This window comes from Alphaproteobacteria bacterium (assembly GCA_039980135.1).
Taxonomy (GTDB): domain Bacteria; phylum Pseudomonadota; class Alphaproteobacteria; order UBA6615; family UBA6615; genus UBA8079.
Genome location: JBDXCV010000009.1, coordinates 719,874 through 731,861, shown reverse-complemented (window position 1 = coordinate 731,861; position 11,988 = coordinate 719,874). Strand labels below are relative to the sequence as shown.

Here is an 11,988-nt window from a genome sequence, read left to right as displayed (position 1 = left end):
GCTCGGCACCGTTCAGGCACTCAGCTTTTTGCGGCCTCGTGCACGCCGGCGCGCCAAAACCCGCCGCCCGCCAACGGTCTTCATGCGGGAACGAAATCCATGGCGGCGCTTGCGCACCAGATTGCTCGGTTGAAATGTCCGCTTCACGCGAATTCTCCATTGCCTTGAAGGCCTTGCAAGTCGGCGCGCTGTATACGTTTTCAGCCGATGGAAGTCAACGCACCCTCGCGGTGTTAACAGAGCATGGAAGGTCACGCATTGGTGAATGGTTGAGCCCGTCACGATACACCAAGTAGTTTCGCAACGAACAAGGATAAGAACGCGATGAACGAATCCACCACGTCGGCGCCGGGCAAGGCCTCGATTCAGACGATCCTGGTCCGCAGAATACTGCCGATTGCGGTCCTGATCGCCGGATTTGTCGCGTTTTTCGCCCTCGATCTCGATCGGTTTGTTTCCCTCCAGGCGCTTAAGGAAAATCGCGAAACCCTGCGCATGCTGGTCAGCGAGAACGGGATTGTCGCGATTGTGGCATTTGCCGCGATCTATGCCGCGGTCATCGCTTTTTCATTGCCGGGGGGGGCGATCATGACACTCACGGGCGGGTTTTTGTTCGGCGCTTTCGGCGGTGGCCTGATCGTGGTGGTCGCAGCAACGCTCGGTGCCACGGCGTTGTTCCTGATTGCCCGGACCGCGCTGGGTGATGTGCTGCGTGCCAAGGCCGGGCCGTTCGTATCGAAGATGGAAGGCGGATTTCGCGAGAACGCGCTCAGCTACTTGCTGGTCTTGCGCCTGATCCCGTTGTTTCCGTTCTGGCTGGTCAATCTCGTGCCCGCATTCCTGGGGGTCTCCACCACGACCTATGTGATCGGCACCTTCGTGGGCATCATTCCGGGTACCTTCGTCTATGCGTCGGTCGGCAACGGGCTGGGTGCGCTGATCGATGCCGGGCAGGATCCCGATCTGGGCATCATCTTCCGCCCCGAGATTCTCGGCCCGCTGATTGGCCTGGCGGTCCTCGCCTTGTTGCCGGTGATCTATAAAAGGGTCCAGGCGCGCAAGAACAAGGCGGCTTCAACCGCGTCGTGACCCCGTCCGGTCATTTCTTCCTCAATTGCATATCTTGGTGTTGTCATGAGTGAAACACGACAAGTGGATTTGTGTGTGATCGGTGCCGGTTCTGGGGGGTTGTCCGTCGCGGCCGGCGCGGTGCAGATGGGTGCCAGCGTGGCGCTCTTCGAGCGCGGCAGGATGGGCGGCGACTGCCTGAACTACGGTTGCGTGCCATCCAAGGCGTTGCTGGCGGCAGGTCATGCCGCCGCGCATTACGGCCACACCAGCCAGTTCGGCGTGAACGGGACGGGTGCGGAGGTCGATTTCGCTGCCGTCAACGATCACGTGAATGGGGTGATCGCCGGAATCGCCCCGCATGACAGTGTCGAGCGGTTCGAGGATCTCGGTGTCGAAGTTTTCCAGGAGGGCGCGAAGTTTTCCGGCCCTCGCGAAGTGATCGGCGAGGGCGGCACGCGCGTACGCGCGCGACGCTTCGTTGTCGCCACGGGTTCGTCGCCGGCCGTGCCGCCGATCCCCGGTCTTGACCAGGTTAGCTATCTGACAAATGAGACGGTTTTTGAACTGCGTGAACGTCCCCGTCATCTGATTGTCATCGGCGGTGGTCCCATCGGGCTCGAAATGGCCCAGGCCCATCGTCAGCTGGGATCGAAGGTCACGGTGCTGGAGGCATTCCAGGTGATGGGTCCCGATGATCGAGACCTGGTCGCCGTGGTCCGGGCACGCCTAACGGCGGAAGGCATCGATATTCATGAAGACACGAAAGTCGTCGAGGTGAAGGCTGCGGGGGATGGCGTCACGGTTGTTTGCGAACATGGCGACGGAAAGTTTGACGTCGAAGGCAGTCACCTTCTGGTCGCGGTCGGCCGCGCACCGAACCTGGCCAGCCTCGATCTCGAAGCCGCGGGCGTGAAGCATGACCGGCGGGGCATCGACGTGGATGCGCGGCTGCGCACCAGCAACAAGCGCGTATTCGCCATCGGCGATGTCGCCGGGCGCTACCAGTTTACGCATATCGCCGGCTACCACGCCGGCATCGTCATCCGGAATGCATTGTTCCGGATGCCGGCCAAGGTCAACTACGACGCCGTGCCCTGGGTGACCTACACCGATCCGGAACTGGCGAATGTGGGACTGACGGAGACGGCGGCGCGCGAATTGCACGGCGACGATGTGCGCATCGTCACGGCCGCCTTCGAGGAGAATGACCGGGCCCGCACCGAGCGGCGCACCGATGGCATGGTCAAGGCGGTGGTCGGTCGCAAGGGACGAATTCTGGGTGCCGGGATCGTCGGGTCTCACGCCGGCGAACTGATCCAGCCGTGGATTCTGGCGATTTCCCAGAAGCTGAAGATCGGCGCGATGGCCCAGATGATCGCGCCCTATCCGACCCTCGGGGAGATCAACAAGCGGGCTGCGGGTTCCTACTACACACCCTCGTTGTTTTCGGACCGGACGCGCAAAATTGTGCGGCTGTTGGCGAAACTCGGATAGCGCCGGGCCTGGCGTGACTGACCGTAGCGGCCCATTTCTGCTACACATGCCCGCGTCATGATCCGGTCGCGGAAATTCTCGCTCCCGCCTTTTGCGCGTTCACTGTCTGCGCGTCTGCTCGTACTGACGATTGTCTTCGTTATGCTTGCCGAGGTGCTGATCTATGCCCCGTCGGTTTCGAACTTCCGGACCAACTGGTTGCGCGATCATGCGGAGTCGGCGCACATCGCCGTTCTCGCACTCGAAGCAGCACCTGCCGAGTTGATCAGCGAAGACCTGAAGGCCCAGCTTCTTGCGCGCGCGAACGCATATGCCGTTGTCCTCAACCGAGCGGACAGGCGGCTGCTGCTTTATACCGCCCCGCCGCCGCCCGTCGATGTCACCGTGAACCTGGCGAACCGCTCGTTGATGGGGGATATCGGAGCTGCCTTCGCGACGATGTCCCGGTCTGGCGATCCCACCCTGCGCCTGATCAGCCCCACCGAACAGGATCCCGACCTTGAGGTGGAGGTGGTACTCAACGAGGCCCATCTGCGCACGGAGATGATGCTCTATTCGCGCAACATACTGCTCCTCTCGGTGTTCATCTCACTGATCACGGGGCTGTTTCTTTATCTGTCCCTGCAGTGGCTCATGGTGCGGCCGATGCGCAGGATTACCGAAGATATCACGCGGTTTTCACAAGATCCGAAGGATCCGTCCGTCGGTGTCGGTGTGACCCGCCGCACAGATGAGATCGGCGTGGCGCAGTCCGTGCTGGCGGAAATGCAGACGGATTTGCGCGGCGCGTTGCGCCAGCAGGAACATCTGGCCGCGCTCGGGTCCGCCGTGAGCAAGATCAACCATGATCTGCGCGGCATCCTGTCGACCGCCGTGCTGCTGTCCGACCGCCTCTCCGGTGTCGACAACCCCGAGGTCAAGCGGATCGCAACCCCCCTGATCCAGGCCATCGATCGCGCCATCAACCTTTGCACACGCACGCTCAACTATGCGCGCGACGAAGGCCCGGAACTCACCCACACGCGCTTTCGCCTGCATGAACTGATTGGCGAGGTGGCGTCCGACCTCGCAGTGTTGACTGAGAATGAGCGCGCTGACGCCGGTTCCGGTCCACAGGTGGTCAACAATGTGCCCGATGACACGATTGTCGAGGCCGACCGGGACCAGATTTACCGCGTGTTTTCGAATCTCGGCCGTAACGCGTTCGAAGCCGGGGCGCGCCGGGTGACCATATCGCTCGGCCGGTCGGACAGGGCGGAAGTGATTGTCGAGACGGCGGACAACGGACCCGGTCTGGCGCATGCGGCGCGCGACAGCCTGTTCAAGCCGTTCAAGGGATCGGCACGCCAGGGCGGTACTGGACTGGGGCTGGTGATCGCCCGGGACGTGATGCAGGCCCATGGCGGCGACCTTGAACTCGCGGCCTCCGGCGACAACGGCACGGTTTTTCGTCTGACCTTCCGGGTTGCGGACTAGCCGCGAACCCAGTCTGCTCTCAAATCGACGTGAACCGGGTTACGTTCCTGCCCGTGCGGGCCAACATATCGGACATGGATATTTCCTGGCCTCGCCTTCATGCGCCGTATCGGTTTTCTGCAATTCTGCTTGGCGCGGCGTTCCTGCTTGTGCTGTTCGCGTCGCCGCTGATGGCGGCACCCAAATCCAAACTCTGGCCGCGCTGGTCGGCCCATGATCCCGCCTCGACGCAAATCGTCGATCACGGCGACTGGACGCGGCTTCTGCAGGCGCATATCCGTCCGTCGGACGACGGCGTGGTCCGGTTCGACTATGCGGGGCTCGCCGCGGCAGACCGTGCGGCGCTGGATGGCTATATCACCCAGCTGACCGGTGTCGGGGTCAGCGGCCTCAATCGGCGTGAACAGCAGGCCTACTGGATCAACCTCTACAACGCATTGACCGTGCGGGTGGTCCTCGATCACTACCCGGTGAGTTCGATCCTCAAGATCGGGATTTCGCCGGGCCTTTTTTCGATTGGCCCCTGGGGCAAGAAGCTGGTCTCGATCGAGGGTGTGGACGTCTCGCTCGATGATGTCGAACACCGCATCCTGCGTCCGATCTGGAAGGACCCGCGTATCCACTACGCTGTGAACTGCGCGTCGATCGGCTGCCCGAACCTGATCGACGAGGCGTATACGGCCGACAGGGTGGATGCGTTGCTGGAGGCGAACGCGATTGCTTATGTGAATCATCCGCGCGGCGCGGAGATTCGCGGTGGTGCGCTGACGGTGTCGAGCATCTATGACTGGTTCCAGGAAGATTTCGGCGGCTCGGAGGCCGGTGTGCTGCGTCATCTGCGCGAATATGCCCGCCCCGAACTTCTGCGCGACCTCAAGCTCGTGTTTGAAATCGAGAGTTACGACTATGACTGGTCCTTGAACGAAGCGGAGGACGATTCCGACAGCTAACATGTCTGCGCTAGTCGAGCTGGATCATCTGACCCTTGAGATAGCCCGTCTCCGGCAGGAAGGGGTGCACCGGATGATCCGGCGCGGCGCCCGAGCTGCGCAGGATGCGTCCGTTTCGGCCCGTGTCGGCGAGGGCGCGGCGAACCGCGTCAGCGAAGCTCGGCGGATCCACATGGTGCGAGCAGGACGCCGCGAAAAGATAGCCGCCCGGCGCGACGATCTGCGCGGCCAGCCGGAAGAGTTTCCGGTAGCCCCGGATGCCGGCCTGATAGTCCTTCTTGGATTTCACGAAGGCCGGCGGGTCGACGACCACGATGTCATAGGTCTCGCTCGCCGATGCAAAGCCGTGTAGCAACTGGAACGCGTCGCCCTTGGTGGCGGTGAATTTTTCGCCGACGCCGTTTTCTGCTGCGGCCCGGGTCGCGAAATCCAGCGCCGCCTGGGACCGGTCGAAGGCGTGCACTTCCCGGGCACCTGCCAGTGCGGCTGTGACGGCAAACCCGCCGGTATAGGAATAGAAATCCGCCACACGCTTGTCCCTCGACAGGGCGGCTACGAAGGCGCGGTTGTCGCGTTGGTCATAGAACCAGCCGGTCTTTTGTCCCTCGCGCGGGTCGGCCTGGAACACGCCGCCATTCTCCATGACCTCGATCGGGCCCTCGAGCGCGTCGCCGACCACGCGTATCTCCTGGGGCAGACCTTCGAGATTGCGGACCGCACTGTCGTTGCGGAACAGGATGGTCTTCGGCGCCAGCACGTCCTGCAACGCCGCCGTCAATGCGTCGCTCAGTTTCTCCATGCCCGCCGTGTTCACCTGCACAACGCAGACATCGCCGAACCGGTCGATGATCAGGCCCGGGAGGCCGTCGGCTTCGGCATGTACCAGCCGATAGAAGGGAACGGCATAGAGCGCCTCACGGACGGCGAGTGCAGCGCGCAATCGCGCGGTGATGAATTCCCCGTCGATCACGGTGTCCGGGTCGCGGCTCAGGATGCGGGCGGCGATCAGCGGGTGCGGATTGAAGGTCGCGATGCCGAGCGGCCGTTTGCTCGCGTCGATCAGCTGGACGAGTCCGCCCGGCGGCAGCGCCTTGGCGTCGGCGTCCATCTCGATTTCGTTGGAGAATATCCACGGATGGCCCTGGCGCGCGCGCTTGTGGCGGCCGGCCTGGAGGCGAATTTCGGGAACGGTGGGGAGCGTTTCTGCCAGAGCTGTCATCGGCGGCACTCTAAAGCCTTGTCCCGATAGATTGAACCGCTCTAGCTTGCCTTTATGTCCGCACATGAAATTGACGATCTGTTCCAGCGTATCGGCGGCCAGGGAGACGCGCTCGCCGACCTGACCGCCAAACTGGTGCGGATTCCCACGATTAATCCGCCGGGCGACGCCTATGAGACCTGCGCGCGGTTCCTGGGGGAGCGGCTCGCCGCACGCGGATTTGAAGTCGCGTATCTGCGTGCGGAGGGCGCGCTGGGCGACAGCGATCGGTATCCGCGAACCAATGTGGTGGCGCGCATTGAGGGCGACGGTCCGGGGCCGTGCGTGCATTTCAACAGCCATATCGACGTGGTCGCACCCGGCGAGGGCTGGACGGTCGACCCGTTCGCGGGGTCGGTACGCGACGGCCGCGTGTATGGACGTGGCACGTGCGACATGAAGGGCGGCCTCGCGGCCAGCGTCATCGCCGTCGAGGCGCTGCTGGAATCGGGGGTTTCGTTTCCCGGTGCGATCGAGATATCCGGGACCGTCGATGAGGAATCCGGTGGCTATGCCGGCGTGGCCTGGCTCGCGGAACGGGGGCACTTCTCCAAACCGCGCGTCGATCACGTGATCATTCCCGAACCCCTCTACAAGGACAGCGTCTGTCTGGGTCATCGCGGGGTCTGGTGGGCCGAGATCGAGGTGCGAGGGCGGATCGCCCATGGCTCGATGCCGTTTTTGGGCGTGTCTGCAATCCGGGGCATGGCGGCATTTCTGGAGAAGGTCGAACATGAGCTCTACCCGCGGCTTGCCGAACGCCGCACCGCGATGCCGGTCATCCCCGATGCCGCGCGGCAGTCGACCCTGAATTTCAACTCGATTCACGGCGGGCAGGCCGAACAGGACACGGGGTCAGGATTCCCGTCAGCGCTGGTCGCGGATCGATGTCGGGTCGTCCTCGATCGGCGTTATCTGATCGAAGAGGACGAGGCGGCGGTGCGGGCCGAGGTGGTCGAGATCCTCGATCGGCTGTCGGCCGAGCGCCAGGCGTTCGAATATGAGCTTCGCGACATCTGGTCGGTCCCGCCGACCCTTACCGAACCGGATTCGCCACTCGTGCGTGCGCTGGACCGGAATATCGAGCGGGTGCTGGGCGGCCCGTCGCGCCATGTGGCCTCACCCGGCACCTATGACCAGAAACATGTCTGGAGGGTCGGCAAGCTCAAGGATTGCGTGGCCTATGGGCCGGGAATCCTGGAGCTCGCACACCAGCCGGATGAGTATATCGATATCGACGATATGGTCGCGTCGGCCAAGGTCATGGCGGCGACGGCGCTGGAGTTGTTGTGGGGTAAAGAATGAGCAAGGTCGGCGTACGCAATGCGATTACCGATGTGGCGGGCCTGAAGGTCGGATTCGCCGAAGACGCCGATATCCGGACCGGCGTAACAGTGGTCTTGCCCGATACGCGTGCGGTCGCCGCGGTCGATGTGCAGGGCGGCGGCACGGGAACGCGCGAACTCGAACTGCTGCGCGCCGACGCCACAATCGAAACCGTCGACGCGATTGTCCTCGGCGGTGGGTCCGCCTTCGGTCTGTCGGCGGCTGACGGCGTGATGGGGTGGCTTGCCGAGCGGGGCAGGGGATTCCCGGTGGGGGGTCTGCACGTACCGATCGTGCCTGGCGCGATTCTTTTCGATTTGCTGAACGGCGGGGATAAAACCGCGTTCCGAGACAAGCCTGACACGGCGCTGCCTTATCGGGCCCTGGCACGTGCGGCGGCGGAGACCGCAGGGATGGAAGTTTCTCTGGGCAATGCAGGGGCCGGGTTCGGTGCGACTACGACCGGCCATGACGGGCGCAAGCTCAAGGGCGGTCAGGGGACGGCGTCGGTCGTACTGGATGGTGACGTGACGGTCGGGGCGCTGGCCGCCGTGAATGCGCTTGGCTCGGTGGTCACGAACGGCGCAGGCCAGTTCCTGGCCGGGGCGCTCGAACGTGACGACGAATTCGGTGGATGGGGCGGCGCTCCGTCCCTCGAGGTGCCGGATCATCCGCTTGATAAGTACGGCCTTCGGGATGGCCTGTCCAACACCACGCTGGCGATTGTAGCCACTGATGCGGCGCTGACCAAGGCACAGACCGCCCGGGTCGCGCGGATGGCGCAGGCGGGTCTCGCGCGCGCGATACGGCCGGTCTTCACGCCGATGGATGGCGATATCGTCTTTGCGTTGGCGACGGGAAAGGCGCCGATTGCGAATCCCGTTCTCGATGTGGCCCGTATCGGCATGGCGGCGGCGGATTGCCTGTCGCGGGCGGTCGCGCGCGGCGTTTTCGCGGCGACGGGCCTGGGCGAATGGCCCGCCTACAGGGATTCCTACCCGACTTCCGGGTGACCCTCCCATTGGACGCTGATCGACTGCATTTGCTACGCTTGGCACACCGGAAATCATTCAAGGGAATGGCCGACATGAAGACGATGCGCATTGTCGTGGCGATCGCAGTCGCCTCGGGGCTGGCTGTTCTGGCGGCTCCTGCGGCGCAGGCCCAACCCAAGGATTCGCTGACGATCGGGCTGACCCTCGAGCCGCCCCATCTCGACCCGACGGCGGGTGCGGCCGCGGCTATCGATGAAATCGTCTACGCCAACCTGTTCGAGGGGCTAACCCGGATCGACGAGAATGGCGCGGTGCAGCCCCAACTCGCCAAGAGCTGGGCCGTATCCGGTGACGGCCTTGTCTACACCTTCACCCTGAAGGACGGCGTGGCGTTCCACGACGGCACGGGCTTCGATGCCGACGATGTCGTGTTCTCGTTGAACCGGGCACGGGCGAGCGATTCCGTGAATGCTCAGAAGCAGCTCTTCGCGGCGATGGACAAGGTCGAGGCGGTCGATGCGCGGACCGTGCGGATCACGCTGTCGCGGCCGGAAGGCGCGTTGCTGTTCAATCTGGGATGGGGCGACGCGGTGATCGTGGCACCTGAATCGGCAGCCAACAACAAGGTCGCGCCGATCGGGACCGGCCCCTACAAGTTCGACCGCTGGGTGCGCGGCTCGCAAATCCGTCTGGCGGCGACCGATGAGGGTCGCGCGATCCGCAAGGTGACGTTTCGCTTTATCCCCGATCCTTCGGCCCAGGTCGCGGCCCTGAAGGCCGGAGACATCGATGCGGTCGCGAATTTGCAGGCACCCGAGGCGGTAATCACGCTACAGGCTGATCCGAATTTCGAGGTCGCGATCGGTTCGACAGAGGGCGAGACCATTCTCGCCATGAACAACACCCGACCGCCCCTGAACGACGTCCGTGTCCGCCAGGCCATCGCCCATGCAATCGATCGTCAGGCGATTGTCGATGGTGCGATGTTCGGGTTCGGCACGCCGATCGGCACGCATTTCGCACCCCACCATCCGGCTTATGTGGACCTGCTTGCGGCCTACCCTCATGACCCGGCGCGCGCGCGCGCGCTTCTGGCCGATGCCGATCAGACCGACCTCAAACTCACGCTCAAGCTGCCGCCGCCGACCTACGCGCGTCGCGGTGGTGAGATCGTGGCGTCCCAACTGAAAGCGGTGGGCATTACGGTCGAGATCATCCCGGTCGAATGGGCGCAGTGGCTTGAGCAGGTGTTCCGCGGCACGGACTATGACCTGACGATTGTCTCCCACACCGAACCGGTGGATATCGGCATCTACGCGCGTGACACCTACTATTTCAATTACGATTCCCCGTCCCTCAAGGCGCTGATGGCGCGGCTCAACAACACCAGCGATCAGGCTGCGCGGAACCGCATTCTTGGCCAGGCGCAGCGGACCATTACGGCCGATGCTGTGAACGCCTATATGTTCCAGCTCGCCAAGCTGGGTGTCTGGCGCAAGGGCCTCAAAGGCATGTGGCGGAATGCGCCGGTCCAGGCGACCGACGTCACCGGCGTCCGCTGGGAGTAGATAACCGGATACTGCCGGGCGCGGCGCCATGCTGACCTATCTCGCGCGCCGGATCCTGCTGCTGCTGATCACACTACTGGTGGCCAGCCTCGCGATCTTCGTCATACTGGAAGTGCTGCCCGGCGATGCCGCGCTGCTGATCCTCGGGATCGAGGCGCAGGACGATACGCTCGCCGCGTTGCGTGCCCAGATGGGGCTCGATCGACCCGCCGCGCTGCGGTACCTCGACTGGATCGGCGGCTTGGCCGCCGGCACCACCGGGATAAGCCATACCTATGATGTCCCGGTTTCACAGTTGATCGGCGAGCGGCTGACGTTGACCGTGCCGCTGGCGCTTTTCGCATTGTTTCTGTCGACACTGATAGCCATTCCGCTGGGGATGCTTGCGGCCACGCGCCGCGGCCGGCCCGGAGACTATGGTGTGATGGGTTTCAGCCAGATCGGCATGGCGATCCCGAATTTCTGGTTTGCGATCCTGTCGATCCTGGTCTTCGCCGTCGCGCTCGGCTGGTTCCCGGCGTCAGGCTTTCCGGGCTGGGATGCGGGTGTTGGGACTGCGCTGTGGGCCCTCGTGTTGCCGGCATTCTCCCTGGCCCTGCCGGAGGCGGCGATCCTCGCCCGGGTGACGCGCACGGCGCTGCTCGACACATTGGGTGCAGACTATGTGCGCACCGCGCGCGCCAAGGGTCTGGCACCACGCCGGGTCTTGTGGGGCCATGTGTTACGCAACGCACTCATCCCAATGACCACGATCATCGGGTTACAGTTTGCCTTCCTTCTGGCCGGTTCGATTGTGATCGAGGTTGTGTTCGCCCTGCCGGGTATTGGCCGCCTGATTTTCCAGGCTGTCAGCCAGCGCGATCTGGTGGTCTTGCGCGACGTGATCCTGCTTCTGGTGGCGCTTGTCGTGGTGGTGAACTTCCTGGTCGATGTCGCCTACACCGCAATCGATCCCCGCACGCGACGTGCACCATGAGTGACGCGGCGAACACGGTCTATCGCGGCGGGGTTTTACGGTTGCTGCGCCATCCCAATTTCCTGATCGGTGTCATTCTGACCGGGATGCTGATGCTGGTCGCATTGGTATCGCTGGTCTGGACACCTCATGCCTTCGACACCGTCGCGATCACGCAGCGGATGCAGGGGCCGAGCGGCACCCATTGGCTGGGCACCGATCATTTTGGGCGCGACATCGCGACCCGGCTGATGATCGGTGCGCGGAACTCGATCATGGTGGGTGCGGTCGCGGTCGGCATCGGTCTTGTCGTGGGCGTGGGCCTGGGGCTCCTGGCGGCGGCACGGGGTGGCTGGGTCGATGATCTGGTAGCCCGCGGGTCGGACGTGGTTTTTGCATTCCCCGCGATCGTCTCGGCGATCATGATCACCGCGACCTTCGGGCCGGGCGCGATCAACGCCATCATTGCCATCGGCATATTCAATGTTCCGGTGTTTGCGCGGGTCGCGCGTGGGGCCGCGATACAGGTGTGGGGGCTGGAGTATGCCCGCGCCGGGTTGGCGATCGGGAAGACGCCGGCGGCGATAACGCGTGACCACATATTGCCGAACATCGCCCCCGTGCTGATCGTCCAGGCAACGATCCAGTTCGCCGTGGCGATCCTCGCGGAGGCCGCGCTCGCCTATCTGGGGTTGGGAACCCAGCCGCCGGCGCCGAGTTGGGGACGCATGTTGTTCGACGCTCAGACCTTCATGGCGCTTGATCCGAAGCTGGCGATCCTCCCGGGGTTGGCCATCGCCCTCGCGGTCCTGGGTCTGAACCTGCTCGGGGACGGCCTGCGTGATGCGCTCGACCCGCGATTGCGAACCGAGCGATCGGGCTAGTCCGTCGGGGT

Annotated in this window: 11 protein-coding genes; 9 read left to right on the top strand and 2 right to left on the bottom strand. The window is 63.8% G+C overall.

What is annotated here, in order from left to right; genetic code table 11:
* Positions 1-12 precede the first annotated feature (12 nt).
* Positions 13-147, bottom strand: coding sequence for a 50S ribosomal protein L34 (rpmH, locus tag ABJ363_13960; protein MEP4380102.1), 135 nt, complete (start codon positions 145-147; stop codon positions 13-15).
* A 177-nt stretch (positions 148-324) separates the two neighbouring features.
* On the opposite strand from rpmH, the gene ABJ363_13955 reads away from it, so the two are divergent.
* From ABJ363_13955 to ABJ363_13940, 4 genes are read left to right on the top strand one after another with little or no spacing between them, the layout of a single operon-like run.
* Positions 325-1,089 (top strand): VTT domain-containing protein, encoded by a 765-nt coding sequence (locus ABJ363_13955; GenBank protein ID MEP4380101.1) that lies wholly within the window; start codon positions 325-327, stop codon positions 1,087-1,089.
* A 45-nt stretch (positions 1,090-1,134) separates the two neighbouring features.
* A complete protein-coding gene (locus ABJ363_13950) occupies positions 1,135-2,565 on the top strand; it encodes an FAD-dependent oxidoreductase (GenBank protein MEP4380100.1) in 1,431 nt (476 codons plus the stop codon).
* A 57-nt stretch (positions 2,566-2,622) separates the two neighbouring features.
* Positions 2,623-4,041 carry a HAMP domain-containing sensor histidine kinase gene (locus tag ABJ363_13945; GenBank protein MEP4380099.1) on the top strand — a complete coding sequence of 473 codons (1,419 nt, stop codon included), beginning with the start codon at positions 2,623-2,625 and terminating at the stop codon, positions 4,039-4,041.
* Positions 4,042-4,070: 29 nt separating this feature from the next.
* The gene (locus ABJ363_13940; GenBank protein MEP4380098.1) at positions 4,071-4,991 is read left to right on the top strand and encodes a DUF547 domain-containing protein; all 921 of its coding nucleotides are present in this window, start codon (positions 4,071-4,073) and stop codon (positions 4,989-4,991) included.
* 10 nt (positions 4,992-5,001) lie between these two features.
* On the opposite strand, the gene ABJ363_13935 is transcribed toward ABJ363_13940, so the two are convergent.
* Positions 5,002-6,210, bottom strand: coding sequence for a class I SAM-dependent rRNA methyltransferase (locus ABJ363_13935; protein MEP4380097.1), 1,209 nt, complete (start codon positions 6,208-6,210; stop codon positions 5,002-5,004).
* Positions 6,211-6,264: 54 nt separating this feature from the next.
* Between ABJ363_13935 and ABJ363_13930 the strand changes: the two genes are divergently transcribed.
* From ABJ363_13930 to ABJ363_13910, 5 genes are all read left to right on the top strand, one after another.
* Positions 6,265-7,554: an acetylornithine deacetylase/succinyl-diaminopimelate desuccinylase family protein gene (locus ABJ363_13930; protein MEP4380096.1), complete on the top strand. Its 1,290-nt coding sequence runs from the start codon at positions 6,265-6,267 to the stop codon at positions 7,552-7,554.
* Complete coding sequence (locus ABJ363_13925) at positions 7,551-8,588, top strand: P1 family peptidase (protein ID MEP4380095.1); 1,038 nt, start codon at positions 7,551-7,553, stop codon at positions 8,586-8,588. Before ABJ363_13930 ends, ABJ363_13925 begins: the two co-directional genes overlap by 4 nt.
* A 74-nt stretch (positions 8,589-8,662) precedes the next feature.
* Entirely contained in the window at positions 8,663-10,138 is a 1,476-nt protein-coding gene (locus ABJ363_13920) for an ABC transporter substrate-binding protein (protein ID MEP4380094.1), read from the top strand.
* A 28-nt stretch (positions 10,139-10,166) separates the two neighbouring features.
* Entirely contained in the window at positions 10,167-11,114 is a 948-nt protein-coding gene (locus tag ABJ363_13915) for an ABC transporter permease (protein ID MEP4380093.1), read from the top strand.
* On the top strand, positions 11,111-11,977 hold the full coding sequence (locus tag ABJ363_13910; protein MEP4380092.1) for an ABC transporter permease: 867 nt from the start codon (positions 11,111-11,113) through the stop codon (positions 11,975-11,977). Before ABJ363_13915 ends, ABJ363_13910 begins: the two co-directional genes overlap by 4 nt.
* The last annotated feature ends 11 nt before the right edge of the window (positions 11,978-11,988 follow it).